Origin of the sequence: Lactobacillus acidophilus (genome assembly GCF_034298135.1) — a bacterium.
In the GTDB taxonomy this organism is placed as follows: Bacteria; Bacillota; Bacilli; order Lactobacillales; family Lactobacillaceae; genus Lactobacillus; species Lactobacillus acidophilus.
This window is the reverse complement of record NZ_CP139575.1, coordinates 16,900-32,548: the sequence shown is the minus strand read 5'-3', so window position 1 is coordinate 32,548 and position 15,649 is coordinate 16,900. Positions and strand designations below refer to the sequence as shown.

Below are 15,649 nucleotides of genomic sequence, written 5' to 3'. Positions count from 1 at the left end.
CCTTTTAATTTATTATAGGTGAAAAATTTAAAAAATTGAATAGTATATATATTGAATACTTGGGTTTAGGGTGAGAAGATATAGTTAAGTACACTAGATTTATTAGGGAAAAATATGGTAGCAATAGCATTTTATTCAATAACTGGGCAAACTGAACGTTTTATTGATAAAATACAGTTAAAAGCCCATCAAATCAGCGATGCCAACCCTAAGTATGACATGGGGCAAAAATATATTTTAATTGTCCCTTCATATCAGGACTTTATGATGGATTCCGTTGTTGATTTTTTGACGTATAAAGATAATAAGAAAAATATCATTGGAATTATAGGTTGTGGCAATCGAAACTTTAACGACCTTTTTGCTCAAACTGCTAAAAAGATCGCAGCAACTTTAAAAGTACCCATTCTTTATCTGTTAGAATTTAGTGGTACTAATCAAGATGTTAAAAATGTCCGTAAAATTGTTCATGATCTTTCTGCAGGACAGAGTACCAAAGAGGTTCAAAAGCCGAAAGAATTACGTGGAAATATTAGCTTTTTGAGTGATTATAGAGATTAAATATGACAAAGAAATATTACGAAGCAATAAATTGGAATGACATGGAGGATAAAGTAGATAAATCCGCTTGGGCTCGGTTAAATGATATCATTTGGGAGCCACGTCATGTTCCAGTAAAAGAAGACAAAAAAGAATTTTTACAATTACCCAGTCCTGTAAGATGTACACTTCTTCATGTGTTTAGCGCTCTTTCATTTTCATCTGGTTTACAAATGAAAAGCGGTATTGAGCAAATTAAGGTAGACGCAATTACGCCTGAAGAAGCAGCAGTCTTAAATGCATTACAGTATTTGGAATCAATTGCTAATAAGAGTTACAGCTATGTCTTACGTGAATTGGCTACTCCAGAAGAAGTTGATAATGCATTTGATTGGGCTAACAATAGTCCTTATTTGCAAAAGAAGATTCACATTTTGAATAAAATTTATCAACGTGGGGATGCCTTGCAAAAGAAAGCTGGCAATGTAATTTTGGAAACAGCTCTTTATCATTCAGGCTTTTTTGCTCCACTTTACCTATTTGGGCAAGGCAAGATGGTTAGAACTGCTGAAATTATCAAATTAGCTCTACGCGGCACATCATTCAGTGGTATTTATCCTGGTTATAAGTTCCGTCTTGGCTATAAAAAGTTAGGCAAAACCGAACAAGAGGACCTTAAGCATTGGATTGATAACTTGTATGATGAACTTGTGAAAAACGAAGAAAAACACATCAGATTACTCTACAAAGGGACAGGTTGGACTGAAGATGCTTTACACTACATGTATTATAGTGTAAATAAAGCTTACTTAAACTTAGGATTCCCAGGGAAATATCCTGATACATCAGACACAATCAATCCAGTTCTTGAACAAGGTGTAATTAAAAGTGCGGTATTTGAAGATTTCTTCTACTACACTAATGATCACAGCTTAAATAAATTCAAAGAAATTAAGTAAAAAAATAACCGTTGGCTAAGCCAGCGGTTATTTTTTACTTCTTAGTTGTCGTTTTCTTTTTAGTAGTTGTCGTCTTTTCCTTACTTTCAGTTTTAGTTTTTTCAGGCTTTTTATATTCACGGACTACGGTCAATTTTTCAATAATTGCTTCAACTAACTTATCAACAATTGCACTGCTATCTTTTTCAACTTCTTCTTCGCTAGCAAGTTGATCAATTCTAAAGCCAGATACATTCACATATTCTGAACGTGTCTCAAAATAAACATTGATCGGATATTCTTGACCTTCTTCAAAGAAATTAGCAATTTTCTTATAATTAGCATAAGGCAAGTTAATAATATTCGTCTCTAATGCAAAGGTAACTGGACGCTGACCAATCACTGCTAACTGGGTTTGTACCAGTGAATCATGCTTATATGCAGCCAAAACTTCTTTAATCATCTTTTCTGCATATGGTTTGATTTTGCTTTTAGATTTACTTATATCAGCATATTTAACTGTCTCAAGATCTTGGATGTAATCTTGATTTTTAATTTTATCATTTAAATCTTTTAAATTAATCTTCAAAATAAATTGTCCTTTTTCTTGGTTAATCTATTACAAACATACTACAAAAAAATTTTTTGTCATCTTTTTAGATACTAAAATCTTACTTTAATATTTTTATTTGCTAAAATGAACAACATGAAACACAAAAAAACTAATTACAAATATTTATATATAATTATTCCAACAGCTTTAATCCTCGTTATGGGCTTAGCTTATATCCTAGTTAAAAATAAAATTGATAATGAATTTAACTGGATTTCAATGAAAGAAGAACAAAAGTTAAATGTGCCCATTGAAAATCAAATGCCAGATTTACCTAACGGCTGTGAAGTAACTAGTTTATCAATGCTAATGAATTATTATGGCATTAGAGTAACTAAAAATGAATTAGCTCAAAATATCCAGCATGTCAGTTCCTTTACCAATAATGGTAAATATAGAGGCAATCCAAATCAAGGATTTGTTGGTTATATGTCCATTGAAAATGCAGGATGGTGTGTTTATAATGGGCCGCTTTATAACGTTGCACGTAAATATACTAACCGTATTCAAAATGCAACAGGGAGCGATTTTTTAAGTATATTAAAGCTCGTATCAGATGGTCATCCGGTTTTGATTATTACTACCACTACTTTTAATCGTGTTAATAATATGCAAACTTGGGAAACTAACACCGGAAAAGTAAATGTAACTCCATCTTCTCATGCCTGCGTAATTACTGGTTATGACAAGAAAAAAAGGATTGTTTATTTAAACAATCCTTATGGTATTAAAAATCAAGCTGTCAATTGGAATAATCTTGAAAATAGCTATAATCAACAAGGCAAACAAGCATTATACATTAAGTAAAAATATCAATGTATTCCTAAGATGAGTCTAGCTGCACGGCTCATCTTATCTGGAGTCCATTGAGGATACCAAACTAAGTTGATTTTGCACTTTTCGATTTGAGGAACAAAAGTGACTGCGGTAGTGATCTCTTTATTCAAAAGCTCAGTTAGCGGACAACCCATAATTGTTAAAGTCATTTTGATTATTGCAGTCCTATCTTCAACCTGAATATCATAAATGAACCCTAAATCTACTAAGTTTACGGTTAATTCAGGATCTATTACTGTTTTTAAAGCGTTATAAATTTCCTTTTCTTTATCGCTCATTTTTTCTCCAATCATCCAATTGCTCCCTCCATTTGGAAACTAATTAAACGATTTAACTCAACTGCATATTCCATTGGTAATTGCTTAGTAAACGGTTCAACAAATCCCATAATGATCATTTCAGTGGCTTTTCTTTCTGGAATCCCACGGCTTTGCAAATAATACAGCTCTTCTTCAGAAATTTTTGATACAGTTGCCTCATGTTCCATAGCAACATTAGAGTTTTCAATTGAATTTGTAGGAATGGTATCAGAAGAAGACATATCGTCCATGATAATCGTATCGCATTCAACGTGCGCCTTCACCATTTAAAAGAAGTTTGCCTTGTATAACATGATATTTAGGATTGCCCATAATCGTCTCTGATAAAGTAGACTTACCCGTCCCATTGGGTCCCATAATTGCGTGAATTTCTCCAGTTTTAAGAGTTAAATTTATACCTTTTAAGATTTTTTTCTGTGTATTTTCTTCTTTATCTTTTACTTCAACATGCAAATCTTTAATTTCTAAAACGGCCATTGTTTATCCCCTAATTTATAAATTATGCTTCCACCTTATCGTAATTTTTTCTAAAATTTAAGACTTGTTTTTTTAAAAAAAGAACCAAACAGCAATATATATTACTGTTTGGTTCTTCATATCTTTATCAATATTCATTGACAAAAACTCAAGGCACATGCATAAAGCATATGTGGACATTAAACTGTTCACATCAGTATGTCCAACATCAGTACTTCCCGTACTTGCCACTTAAGGCGGATGTCCTCTATCTCATAAATATACGCATCTCGCGTTAGTTAATCGACTCGTCAACTTGATATTATACTATTTTTTCCGCTTAAAGTACAGTCCTGTGTTTCTAAAATGACGATATCTTATCTTATAAAAAGCTTCTGTACACATGGTTGAAAGTAAGAAGCCTAAGCCAATTGCGCCTGTAACAATTGCTACACGCAAAATTAGTTCCTGACCTTGAATATAATCTCCAACTACAAACGCTCGAACTGCCTGATACGCAGGCATCCCTGGCACCAATGGAACCAAAGCTGGAATATTAAACACTGTTACGGGACACTTTTTTATTCTGGCAAAAACTAAACCCAAAATTCCAATCAAAAATGCACCGATTAAATTAGATGCCATTCGACCAGCACCTAAACGAAAACAAAACCAATAAGCCATCCAGCCAACTGTCCCACTAATTCCGGACAAATTTAAGGCACGATGCGGCACATTAATTGTTAGAGCAAAGCCAACTGAAGCTAGATAAGAAAACGCAACATTAATTACAACTTCTAACCAAAATGGCATTTTTATCCTCCCACAAACTTCAAAACCAGACCGACGCCACCACCTAAAGCTAATGCACTTAAAATGGCCTCACACATTCTAACGATGCCAGACAGCAGATCCCCCATAAAAAGGTCGCGCAAAGCATTCGTCATCGCTAACCCCGGCACCAAAGTCATCAATGCACCAATTAGAATATTATCGATAATCATTTTTGGATAAAGATAATTTAAGCCAAGTGCCAAGACCCCCATTATCATTGCAGCGATTAATTCCGACAAAAATCGAACTTTAGTATACTTTTTAAATTCATAATATGCCCAAAAGCCAATTGCTCCTTCAAGAGCTGCACCGGGAAAATCTACCCAATCATAATCATCCATAAATAAAACCATCAAGGTGGCACTAAGTACGGCCGCACCAATTATCTGCATCCACATTGGAAATGATGGTGCATTAGCAACCTCAATAATGCGATTTTTCAATTCTGATAAATCAATTTTTTTAGTAGCAAATTCTCTTGATAATTCATTTACGCGATCAACCAACTCTAAATTGATATTTCGATCACGAATTTGCTTCATCTGAGATAATTTTCCCCCATCAAGGCTCATAAATACACAAGTCGGTGTCGCAAAAACGCGTGGATCATTAATATCCGCGTTTCTAGCAATTCTGAGCATGGTATCTTCAACTCGATACATTTCGCTTCCGCCTTCAATCATCAGACGACCTGCAGTTAAACAAATGTCTAATACCTCTTGATAAAATCGAGCATCCCGCTTATCAGACATAGTTTTATCCTCAATTCATTGTTTCAATATCGATTGTTTTATCAATCCAGTCACCACGGAAGAAGTCGCGTTCGTGACTTACAATAATTACTCCACCTGAGAAATTGATAATCGCCTTGCGCAATGCATCCTTAGTATCGTTATCCAAGTGGTTAGTAGGTTCATCAAGAAAGAGCAAGTTAGCTGGCTCAAACTGCATTTTAGCTAATTTTACTTTTTCCTGTTCCCCACCGGAAAGCTCCTTTAACGGACTCATTGCTTGTTGCGCAGTTAATCCCATTCTAGCTAAGGCTTGACGCAATTCCTTTGGCTTTTTACGTTCAAATTCTTCTTGCAAGTATTGTAGCGGTGTCATATTGTTGTTAGGCCATGTTAAATCCTGCTTAAAATAAGCAAGCTTAGCAGTAACTGACAAGTCATATGAACCATAGATCGGCTTTAATTGACCTAAAAGAGTCTTAAGAAGGGTAGTTTTACCGATTCCGTTGAAACCGGTAATTGCTACTTTTTCATCACCGCCAACTGAGAAGTTAAATGCAGACTTAACTAAAGCCTGATCATAACCAATAACCAAGTCTTGCGTTTGCAAAAGCAAATTGGAAGCAGTTGCTACATATGGAAATTCGAACTTGGCCCGACGATTATTTTTAGGCGGAGTTAAAACGTCCATTCTAGCTAATTGCTTTTCACGCGATTTTGCACTCTTAGCACGCGTACCAGCTTTATTCTTACGAATATATGCTTCAGTCTTAGCAATCTTGCGTTGCTGGTTAGCATAGGCTTTAAGGTAAGTTTCACGGTTAGCAGCTTTTTGGCGCATCGCTTGCTTTAAGGTACCGGTATAACGCGTAATCGTACCAAAGTCGATGTCGATAATACAGTTAGTGATTCTACCTAAGAAATCGTAATCGTGACTGACAACGATAAAGGCACCTTCAAAATTATTCAAATAATCAACTAGCCAATCAATATGTGACACATCAAGGTAGTTGGTTGGCTCGTCTAATACTAAAACATCTGGATTTTGTAATAATAATTTACCCAAAATAATCTTTGAGCGTTGACCACCTGATAATTTTGAAACGTCATGGTCATAGCCTAAGTCAGCTAAGCCCAAACCAGATGCGACTTGTTCAATTTCAGTATCAATATCGTAGAAATTATTTTCTTCTAGATAAGTTTGCACCTTGCCCGCTTTTTCAAGTAGATCTTCATCACTAGTTTCAGCGTATTTAGTGTAAAGCTCATTTAATTCTTTTTCTTTTTGGAATAAATCATCAAAGGCTGTACGTAAAAATCCGCGGATAGTCACACCTGGTGCTAATTTAGCATACTGATCTAAATAACCCACATCAATTTTGTTTTGCCATTTTACTTGACCATTATCAGGCAAGATCTCACCAGTCAAAATCTTAATTAAAGTAGATTTGCCGACACCGTTTTGTCCGGTAACTCCCATGTGGTCTTCTTTGTTTAACACAAAGTTAGCATCTTCATATAAGGTCTTATCAATAAAACTCTGACCTAAATCTTTAACAGTTAATAAACTCATTTTTTAAATTACTCCCCTGCCGACTCACGCTCTTTTTCGTATTTTTGGAGTGCATCAAGAACCCGTGGCCAATATCTTTTAGGTAAAATTAATTGCAAGCGATCATGATAAATTGGGAAATCGCTAGCTTTCATCCCTGTAATTTTGGCTAATTCTTGATCTGTCAGCTTATATTTATAAACAATTCGCTTAATTTCGACTGATGCATGTCCTCTAAAATAAGACAGGCCGAAGAAGAAAATTGCAAAAATACCTGCAACGATAATCGATACTTGTAAGTTCAATCTAAAACTACGTAAGCAAATAAACATGGCTGCAATAAAGGAAATAATGGCAGAAATTACGCCATAGACAACCGGAAATATAGATTCTTTTTTTTGCATAATTTTCCCTTCTGACTTTGAGACTTGACTGCTACGAACTTACCAAAAAATAGTAAGCTTTGCAACAGAAATTAGACACTGATTTTCCATTATGAACTAAGTATACTTACTAAATGAAAAAATTCATCTAGAAAGAACAAAATTCATGAAAATAAAAAAGATTAATTTTAAAATAAATGATTTAAAAATCGAATTAGTTAAACCACAAATTGAACACGCAACAGATCTTTATCAAGCTATTAAACATGATCAAAAAAGCCTAAGCAAATGGTTACCTTGGGCTTATGACATTAATTCAATTCAAGCTGAGGCTAATTTTATTAAACAGATTCAGAAAAAAGAAGAAATTATTGCTCTAACTATTTTAGTTAATGAAAAGGCCAGCGGCATGATTGATCTGCATCACATCACACCGAATAAAAGAGGCGAGATCGGTTATTGGTTGTCCAGTTCTTATCAGGCACATGGTATTGTTACTCAGAGCGTATTAGCGGTATGCGAATATGCTTTTAACGAATTAAATTTACAATATGTTGATTTAAAAATTAATGTGCAAAACGATAAAAGCATCGCAATAGCCAAACGAACTGAGTTTAAACTGATGGGTAATATTGATAACATATTATTTTTTAGAAAAATTAAATAAAAAAACTTAAAGCAATCTAATTACTGCTTTAAGTTTTTCATGTAATTAATTTTTACCAATGAAATTTCCAAGTCTTACTACTAGACGAAGATGAGCTACCTAATGAGTCCGATGAACTCGACATACTAGAGGAAGTGGTTGAACTACCTGAATTGGTATCTTTATTTTCACCATAGCCTGAATTTGAACCGCCCGCTGGCTTATCTGCATTTTGCTCATAAATACGATAAGTAGTAAATGCCTGAGGATCATCCCATTTTACATGGTTATTTTGATCATTCAAATCATTTTGACGAGTTTCTTCATTATCAAGTGTTTCAGCCGGTAAATTCAGATTCTTTCTGAGCTTATTTGAAATTTTTTGTAATTCTGCAGTTGGGGCTACTTGAATTGACGAACCGTCAATCCAAGCATCATGACCTTGAATATAGCCACTATCTAAATTACCCATACAACCACGGTAGTTAAGAGCTAAACTGAGCATATCGTTAAAAGTTAAGTTAGTCTTGACATATTTGTTAAAAATATCAATTAATTTACGATAGTTACTAATTGTATTAACTGACATAGCCTTATGAGCAATTGCTTCAATTACTTGACGCTGACGGAGTTGTCTACCATAGTCACCTCGCGGATCTTCTTTTCTCATTCGGACATAAGCAACTGCGTGCCGACCATTCAAGTGTTGCTTACCCTTGTGGAAGTCACACCAATCATATGAGAAATCGAAAGGCACATTTACATCAACGCCGCCCACTGCGTTAACTAAACTGCGCAGCGCCTTCATGTTAACTTCTAAATAATAGTTTATCGGTACGTTTAACATATTTGAGACAGTTTTCATACTTGCTTCACTACCACCGATTTCATAAGCTGAGTTAACCCTAAACATGAAGTATTTGTCACCTGGATCACCTTTAATATCAGCCAATGTATCACGTGGAATAGATGTCATCGTTGCCTTATTTTTTTGCGGATTAGCTGTTGCTAAAATTAAAGTATCAGAGTTACCTCGGTCATGACGGCCTTCAATTCCTTGATCGACTCCCAAAATCAATACTGAAACTGGTTGTCTAGTCGAAATTTTAGCGGATGTCGCAACATTACCATTATTTTTACCATCAACTGCACTATGAATTGTGAAATACATATGAGCAGCCCATGCCACACCGAAACAAACGGTTAATAACGCGATCACCCCAATAAAACGAGCAAACATGTTACCGGCTTTAAAAGATGAAGAATCTGCTGCCAAAGCATGATTGCGATGAAGATTTAATGATGAATGTTTGCGATAATCTTCTCTACGTTTGGAATTTGGATCCATTCTTTGTATCGTTTCCCTTCAAAATTAATACAAGTTTATTTGTATCACTTTTAATCTCTATATAAAATAAAATTATCGATAATTAATAATAACTTAGTTTTTGAGTTAAATTCTACATCGAAATGCATCTTTAACAAAGATGGAATATTTTTCAGGAGGAAACAAATATGGCAATTCCAACAAGAAGTGAAGTTCCAGAAGAATTAAAATGGGACTTAACCCGTGTTTTTAAGACAGATGAAGACTGGGAAGCAGCCTTTGATAATGCAAAAGATGAAGTAGAAAAATTAGGTGATTTTAAAAAAATCCTTACTAAATCTGGCAAAGACTTATACGAAAGTTTGACCCAAATTTTAGCAGTTAAACGTCAAGTAGAAAATATTTACGTTTATGCAACTATGTCTAGTGATGTTGATACTTCAAATTCTCACTATTTAGGTTATGTAAGCCGCGCACAAAATTTAGTTAACCAATTTGAGGCAGTAACTAGTTTTATCAGCCCAGAAATTCTGAGTATCCCTGCCGATAAGTTTGAACAGTTCAAAAAGGATGAACCTCGTTTAAACGATTATGCTCACTATCTTGAGACAATCACTAATAAGCGTCCCCACACTTTACCTGCTGAAGAGGAAAAAATTATCGCAGATGCCAGTGATGCCATGGGCGTTTCAGAAAATACCTTTAACGTTTTAACTAATTCAGACATGGAATATGGCTACGTTCAAGATGACGATGGTAATATGGAACAATTGTCTGACGGTTTGTACTCACTTTTAATCCAATCACAAAACCGTGATGTCAGAAAAGGCGCTTTTGATACGCTTTATGCAAGCTATGGTCAATTCCAAAATTCACTTGCTTCTACGCTTTCCGGCGTTGTAAAGAAGCACAATTATAACGCTAAAGTTCACAAGTATGATTCAGCTCGTGAAGCAGCTTTAGCTGAAAACAACGTACCTACCAAGGTTTACGACACTTTGATTCGAGAAGTTGACTCCCATCTTGATTTACTTCACCGTTATGTAGCACTTCGGAAGAAAATTTTGGGACTTAAAGATTTACAAATGTGGGACATGTACGTGCCACTAACTGGTAAGCCTGCTCTTTCATATAATTTTGAAGAAGCAAAGGAAGTAGCTAAGAAAGCTTTAGCTCCACTGGGCGAAGATTACTTAAAGCATGTTGATTATATCTTTAATAATCGCGTAATTGATGTAGTTGAATCAAAGAATAAAGTAACTGGCGCATATTCTGGCGGTGCTTATGATACAGATCCATATGAACTTTTAAACTGGGAAAACAACATTGACTCCTTATATACTCTAGTTCACGAAACTGGTCACTCAGTTCACTCTTGGTACACTCGCAATAGCCAACCTTACGTTTATGGGGATTATCCTATTTTCGTAGCAGAAATTGCTTCAACCACTAACGAAAATATTTTGACTGAATACTTCTTAGATCATATTACTGATTCTAAGACACGCGCCTTTATTTTGAACTACTATCTTGATTCATTTAAGGGGACATTGTTCCGTCAAACCCAATTTGCGGTGTTTGAACAATTTATTCATGAAGCAGATGCTAAAGGTGAACCACTTACTGCTGATATCTTGGATGAAGTTTATGGACAACTTAACCAACACTATTACGGTGACAGCGTTGAGCCAGGCGGCGATATTGCACTTGAATGGTCACGTATCCCGCACTTCTACTACGACTTTTACGTTTACCAATATGCAACAGGATTTGCGGCTGCAACAGCTCTTGCCAACAAGGTGGTTCATGGTTCTGAAGCTGATAGGGATGCATATCTTGGTTTTCTTAAGGCTGGTTCAAGTAACTATCCAACCGAAATTATGAAGCATGCTGGCGTTGATATGACTAAGCCAGACTACTTGGAAGATGCATTTAAGACATTTGAAAAACGTTTAGCCGAATTTGAAAGTTTGATTGAAAAATAAAAGATAAGATATGAATATTGAAGAAGCTTAACAGCCAATTTTTAAAATTTCACTTTTAGCAATTTCTTTATTTATCATGCTGCCCGGAATCATCGGTCCAGCATTACCCTTAATGGAAAAAACTTTTTCGGAAATTCCTAAAGTTCAAGTTGAATTATTAACAACTATTCCAAATTTTGGAGAAATCTTCGGCTTGTTGCTTAATCCATGGCTAGTTCGCAAAATAGGGCCTAAACGTGTCATATTACTGGGACTAGGTGGGATTGCAGGTAGTTTGCCAATCTTTATTAATAATTTCTTTTTAATTTTTATTTTCTACATGGCTTTAGCCTACAAATTACCATCCTTTTTCATTTAGGAAGCGAAAGCACTTCCTCCTTAATGATGGCGCTCATTGGATTCATGGGAATTCCTTGTGGCTTGATTTTCAACTGGCTTTATCAAAGAATTAGACAATGGATCTGGCCACTATGTCTCTTTCTTAACGCTGCTGGTTTTTATATGGTAAGTAATGCTCATGTTTTTAGTGCACTAATTATTGGCTGTATCGTTTCAGGCATAGGCTTCGGCTTCGCTTGCATTCTTCACAGTTCTTACTGTAGTTGGACTTGTGCATACGATTTATGGGCAAATGCATAAAGCTGAAGCAAAAAAAGAGATAGTTTCACGTGAAACTATCTTTTTTTGCTTTTAAATCATACCTGTCAATAAGCCTGTAATGTACAAGAACACACAGCAGACTACCAAGTACAGACTGCCCCATTTAACAGTTTCTTTCAGGATCTCACCTTCATCACCCTCGCGGTGAATTGCACCAGTTGCTACCGCAATATTCTGTGGTGAAAGCATCCCTGCAGTTGCCCCAGTCATATTAGAAGCAACTACCCAGTACTTGTTTACGCCTAAGTCAGTCGCAGCCGACAACTGCAAGTTACCAAACAATACGTTGGCAGAAGTTGCAGAACCAGTAAGGAATGTTCCAAGCGCACCGATAAGTGGCGCAAATAATGGATAAACCGGACCAAGCAAGCTAACCAAAGCCACAGCCAAAGCATCAGTCATACCAGCGTAAACCATAACCTTGGCAAGACCGACAATCGCACAAACTGTAACGGTAGTCATACCCACGGCCTTGATCGATTTACCTAAAATTTGCATCATGCGCTTAAAGCTAACGCCTTGAATCGTGCCACCAATAAGAGTAGCGATTAAAATCAAGGTTCCTGGAGATGAAAGCCAACTAATTGAAAGAGTATTAGGATTCTTCCCAGTATAAACAACTAAGTTTGTGGTTGCTTTGTTCAATAAATTATTAACTGGTGGCACAAGTGAAGAAGCCAAAATTACGAAGATAAAGATCAAAATAAAAGTTGAGCATGCTTTAAGCAGTGCTTTATTATCAGGTCTTTCAACATCTGATTCTTCTTCATCTTCATGCCATCTGGTCATCCAAATCGTTACAGCAATAGAACAAAGTGAGCCAGCTATTGCAGGAAGTTCCGCACCAACAAATCTAGCCGCTATTATCTGGGGAATAGCCATAGCTAATCCTGACATCAAGGTAATGAGACCCACACCTTTAATTGCCTTAACGCTACCACCTGTTAAAATTACCAAGATAAATGGCACAAGTACTACCAAAATACATAATTGTAATGAAACAAGGAAAGATAATGCTACTTGATTCAAATTAGTTACTTCACCTAAAGTTAAAATTGGCAACCCAATTGCACCATATGCTGTTGCTGTTGTATTTGCTATCAAGCTAATGACAGAAGCACGAATTGGCTCTAATCCAAATGAAATTAAAATTCCTGCAGAAATTGCGACAGCTGTACCAAAGCCAGCGATTGATTCCAAGAAACCGCCAAAGCCCCAAGCAATAATCAGCACAATGATTCGTTTATCCGTAGAAATGGTGGCTAGCATATCCTGAATAGTCTTCATTCCACCTGATTCAGTAGTTACATTGTACGCAAATAACGCGGCCACAATGACGAACATAATTGGCCAAATTCCCATGATAATACCTTCTAAGGCCGCCGTCAGCGTATTGGGTACGGACAATTTAAAGCTAAAAATTGCCAATAAAATCGTTAAAACAAGCCCAATTATACAAGCCCGAGCTGCAGGCATACGCATTACGCCTAGCGAGATGATTAGCCAAATAATTGGAATCAGCGCCATCGCAAATTTAATCCACATCTTAATACCTTTCTTTCATCAAAAATTTCTCTAACTATACTATTTAATCATTTCTACAGTAAAAATTAAAATCAGACACCTATTTTGAACGAAATATTCTAACTTTATAAATTTTTTGCTTGCAAGTTTGTGTAACAACATATATAACAATTATGGAAAGTAAAATTTCTCACATCATTTAAAGCCATTCTGCGGAATAGAATGGCTTTTTTTTCTCCCCTAAAATCAAATATCAACATTATTTTTTTATTTGAAAGCTTTTTCTTAGACTTTTTATGAACAAGAAAATAGAATATAGGTTAACAGAAAAAGTTTATTTTTCTTGATATATATCAATTATTTTATGAGTGTATGTTTATATAATTAAATCAACAAGTAAATATTTTGAGGAGGAATTAGTACATATGAAAAAATTAGACTCAAACAAGCTTACTGACAAGCAACAAGAATTCTTTAAGACCCATTTAGCTTATCTTTCAACTGTAGACGAAAATGGTGAACCACAAGTTGGTCCTAAGCAATCAATGAGAGTTCTTGATGATGGTCACTTAATCTATCTTGAAAAGACTAAGGCACACGCATACGAAAACTTGAAGAATGGCTCAAAGGCTGCTGTTGTTGTAGCTGATGTTCCAACTCATACCAACGTTCGTATCAAGGGTACTGCACATATTCACGAAGATGATGATTACCAAAAGAAGGTAGCTACTGAAGGCGGTGCACCACAAGCTTACGTTGTAGTTATCGACATTGAAGAAATTTATGAATAAAATTTTTGCAAAATAATAAGCTAGGCTAACCAGCCTAGCTTTTATTTTTTAACGATGTTTAATTACATGAACTGTATAAGCAACTAAATAAATTACTACCTCAATTGTTGCGATGAAGAAAGTCACTGGCCAGTTAGTGATAAAGCCCAGATATAATCCTGCCCAAACACCAAATAAGGCAAAACCAACGGACCAGCCAATCATTGCAGGAATCGTTTTACCGATATAACGAGCAGTAGAAGATGGAAGTGTTAATAAAATAAACACTAATAATGATCCTACAATCTGCGCACCGATCGCAACCGACATTGCCATTGAAATTAAGAAAACAATGCCCACAAAGCCAGTATGGATACCATGTGCTACAGCTCCAATATGGTCAAATGAATCGAAGTTCAAACTTCTTTGAACCAATAAGATCATTAATAAAACAATTACTGATAAAATCGTCAGCTGAATAACGCCTTGTTTATCTACTCCGATGATACTACCGAATAAAATATTAGTTGCATAACGACTATTTGAACCAGAAATAGCTAAAAATAAAACACCTAATCCAATAAACAATGCCGAAATTGCACTAATCGATGATTCTTTTTGATCACTATGAATGGATAATTCACCAACACCAATTGAACCTAGTAACGTGAATAAGAGCATTCCCCATAACGGTGCTATACCAATAAACACGGCAAAAGCCGCACCAGCAAAGCCAATTTCAGACAATGTGTGAGCGAGAAAGGCATAATTACGTGCTACTACATAAACACCAACTACCCCACAGGTAATTGCAATAAAAGTACTTGCTAAGAAGGCATAACGCATGAATTCATATTGAAACATCATTCAAAATCCTCCTTAAAGTCTTTCATCTTACCTTGTCTGATTGTTCCTTTATTTAAGTACAAGTAATCACTCATGTATTTAGAAGCTAACGGTATATCGTGTGTAACAAACAGAACGGTGATTTTATGTTCTTTATTTAAATGATGAATCAAGTCCATTAACTCTTCTTTGGCAGCTGGATCAAGACTAGCCGTAGCTTCATCCAAAATAATCATATTAGGATGATCAAGTAGCGCTTGTGCCAAATATGCACGTTGCTTTTGCCCACCTGAGGCTTCACCCATTCGAGTATTCTGAATTTTATCCAAATGAGTTTCAACCAATTGTTGATCAACTTGTTCTTTTACCTTTTTAGTCTTAAATAAAGGCGCGTTTAATTCGATAAAAGCTCTAATTGAGAGTGGATATTCTGAATCAATATTTCTAAATTGTGGCACATAGCCAATTTTTACATCATCAGCAAATTTATAACTTCCACTGGTTGGTGTAAGCATCCCCATTAAGATCTTGATTAAGGTTGTCTTTCCTGTACCGTTAGGTCCAAGTAAGGCTGTAGTCGACCCCTTCTCAAGTTTAAAACTGATATCCTTAAAAACAGTTTTATTATCAAATCTCATAGAAAGATCATTCACGTCTAGAATCAATTTAGCATCCCCTTTACTTGCT

The 15,649-nt window shown here is 35.6% G+C and carries 18 protein-coding genes and 2 pseudogenes; 8 read left to right on the top strand and 12 right to left on the bottom strand.

The window, feature by feature from the left end; all coding sequences use genetic code 11:
• Positions 1 to 114: 114 nt before the first annotated feature.
• On the top strand, positions 115 to 561 hold the full coding sequence (gene nrdI / locus SO785_RS00210) for a class Ib ribonucleoside-diphosphate reductase assembly flavoprotein NrdI (protein WP_003549835.1): 447 nt from the start codon (positions 115 to 117) through the stop codon (positions 559 to 561).
• A gap of 2 nt (positions 562 to 563) precedes the next feature.
• A complete protein-coding gene (locus SO785_RS00205) occupies positions 564 to 1,499 on the top strand; it encodes a ribonucleotide-diphosphate reductase subunit beta (RefSeq protein WP_011254563.1) in 936 nt (311 codons plus the stop codon).
• A gap of 34 nt (positions 1,500 to 1,533) precedes the next feature.
• Here SO785_RS00205 and SO785_RS00200 read toward each other — a convergent pair whose 3' ends face one another.
• Positions 1,534 to 2,067, bottom strand: coding sequence for a hypothetical protein (locus SO785_RS00200; protein ID WP_011254564.1), 534 nt, complete (start codon positions 2,065 to 2,067; stop codon positions 1,534 to 1,536).
• Between the two features lie 117 nt (positions 2,068 to 2,184).
• Here SO785_RS00200 and SO785_RS00195 point away from each other — a divergent pair, with 117 nt between their 5' ends.
• Complete coding sequence (locus SO785_RS00195; protein ID WP_021721394.1) at positions 2,185 to 2,898, top strand: C39 family peptidase; 714 nt, start codon at positions 2,185 to 2,187, stop codon at positions 2,896 to 2,898.
• Between the two features lie 5 nt (positions 2,899 to 2,903).
• Here SO785_RS00195 and SO785_RS00190 read toward each other — a convergent pair whose 3' ends face one another.
• The 7 genes and pseudogenes from SO785_RS00190 to SO785_RS00160 all read right to left on the bottom strand — a co-directional run bounded on the left by SO785_RS00190 (position 2,904) and on the right by SO785_RS00160 (position 7,225).
• Positions 2,904 to 3,221: a metal-sulfur cluster assembly factor gene (locus SO785_RS00190; protein WP_003549827.1), complete on the bottom strand. Its 318-nt coding sequence runs from the start codon at positions 3,219 to 3,221 to the stop codon at positions 2,904 to 2,906.
• A pseudogene (locus tag SO785_RS00185) lies at positions 3,218 to 3,508 on the bottom strand (SufD family Fe-S cluster assembly protein); the annotation flags it as partial. The pseudogene SO785_RS00185 and the gene SO785_RS00190, both read right to left, overlap by 4 nt.
• A pseudogene (locus SO785_RS00180) lies at positions 3,507 to 3,725 on the bottom strand (ATP-binding cassette domain-containing protein); the annotation flags it as partial. The pseudogenes SO785_RS00185 and SO785_RS00180, both read right to left, overlap by 2 nt.
• Before the next feature lie 306 nt (positions 3,726 to 4,031).
• Entirely contained in the window at positions 4,032 to 4,517 is a 486-nt protein-coding gene (locus tag SO785_RS00175) for a threonine/serine exporter family protein (protein ID WP_003549820.1), read from the bottom strand.
• 2 nt (positions 4,518 to 4,519) lie between these two features.
• The gene (locus SO785_RS00170) at positions 4,520 to 5,290 is read right to left on the bottom strand and encodes a threonine/serine exporter family protein (RefSeq protein ID WP_021873978.1); all 771 of its coding nucleotides are present in this window, start codon (positions 5,288 to 5,290) and stop codon (positions 4,520 to 4,522) included.
• Positions 5,291 to 5,300: 10 nt separating this feature from the next.
• Positions 5,301 to 6,842, bottom strand: a complete 1,542-nt coding sequence (locus SO785_RS00165; RefSeq protein WP_003549817.1) for an ABC-F family ATP-binding cassette domain-containing protein — start codon at positions 6,840 to 6,842, stop codon at positions 5,301 to 5,303.
• A gap of 8 nt (positions 6,843 to 6,850) precedes the next feature.
• On the bottom strand, positions 6,851 to 7,225 hold the full coding sequence (locus SO785_RS00160; RefSeq protein WP_003549816.1) for a hypothetical protein: 375 nt from the start codon (positions 7,223 to 7,225) through the stop codon (positions 6,851 to 6,853).
• A gap of 145 nt (positions 7,226 to 7,370) precedes the next feature.
• Between SO785_RS00160 and SO785_RS00155 the strand changes: the two genes are divergently transcribed.
• Entirely contained in the window at positions 7,371 to 7,871 is a 501-nt protein-coding gene (locus SO785_RS00155; protein ID WP_003549815.1) for a GNAT family N-acetyltransferase, read from the top strand.
• Positions 7,872 to 7,923: 52 nt separating this feature from the next.
• Here SO785_RS00155 and SO785_RS00150 read toward each other — a convergent pair whose 3' ends face one another.
• A complete protein-coding gene (locus SO785_RS00150; RefSeq protein WP_003549814.1) occupies positions 7,924 to 9,198 on the bottom strand; it encodes an LCP family glycopolymer transferase in 1,275 nt (424 codons plus the stop codon).
• Between the two features lie 167 nt (positions 9,199 to 9,365).
• Here SO785_RS00150 and pepF point away from each other — a divergent pair, with 167 nt between their 5' ends.
• The 3 genes from pepF to SO785_RS00135 all read left to right on the top strand — a co-directional run bounded on the left by pepF (position 9,366) and on the right by SO785_RS00135 (position 11,801).
• Entirely contained in the window at positions 9,366 to 11,162 is a 1,797-nt protein-coding gene (gene pepF, locus SO785_RS00145; protein ID WP_003549813.1) for an oligoendopeptidase F, read from the top strand.
• Positions 11,163 to 11,274: 112 nt separating this feature from the next.
• Positions 11,275 to 11,520 carry a hypothetical protein gene (locus tag SO785_RS00140; RefSeq protein WP_225852599.1) on the top strand — a complete coding sequence of 82 codons (246 nt, stop codon included), beginning with the start codon at positions 11,275 to 11,277 and terminating at the stop codon, positions 11,518 to 11,520.
• A gap of 23 nt (positions 11,521 to 11,543) precedes the next feature.
• On the top strand, positions 11,544 to 11,801 hold the full coding sequence (locus tag SO785_RS00135; protein ID WP_021873979.1) for a hypothetical protein: 258 nt from the start codon (positions 11,544 to 11,546) through the stop codon (positions 11,799 to 11,801).
• Between the two features lie 51 nt (positions 11,802 to 11,852).
• Here the strand turns inward: SO785_RS00135 and SO785_RS00130 are convergent, their stop codons facing one another.
• Positions 11,853 to 13,367, bottom strand: a complete 1,515-nt coding sequence (locus SO785_RS00130) for an L-lactate permease (protein ID WP_003549809.1) — start codon at positions 13,365 to 13,367, stop codon at positions 11,853 to 11,855.
• Positions 13,368 to 13,771: 404 nt separating this feature from the next.
• On the opposite strand from SO785_RS00130, the gene SO785_RS00125 reads away from it, so the two are divergent.
• Positions 13,772 to 14,137: a pyridoxamine 5'-phosphate oxidase family protein gene (locus SO785_RS00125; RefSeq protein WP_011254569.1), complete on the top strand. Its 366-nt coding sequence runs from the start codon at positions 13,772 to 13,774 to the stop codon at positions 14,135 to 14,137.
• A gap of 48 nt (positions 14,138 to 14,185) precedes the next feature.
• Here the strand turns inward: SO785_RS00125 and SO785_RS00120 are convergent, their stop codons facing one another.
• A complete protein-coding gene (locus tag SO785_RS00120; RefSeq protein WP_015613417.1) occupies positions 14,186 to 14,980 on the bottom strand; it encodes a metal ABC transporter permease in 795 nt (264 codons plus the stop codon).
• Complete coding sequence (locus SO785_RS00115; RefSeq protein ID WP_011254570.1) at positions 14,980 to 15,627, bottom strand: metal ABC transporter ATP-binding protein; 648 nt, start codon at positions 15,625 to 15,627, stop codon at positions 14,980 to 14,982. The genes SO785_RS00120 and SO785_RS00115 overlap by 1 nt, the downstream gene beginning before the upstream one ends.
• Between the last annotated feature and the right edge of the window lie 22 nt (positions 15,628 to 15,649).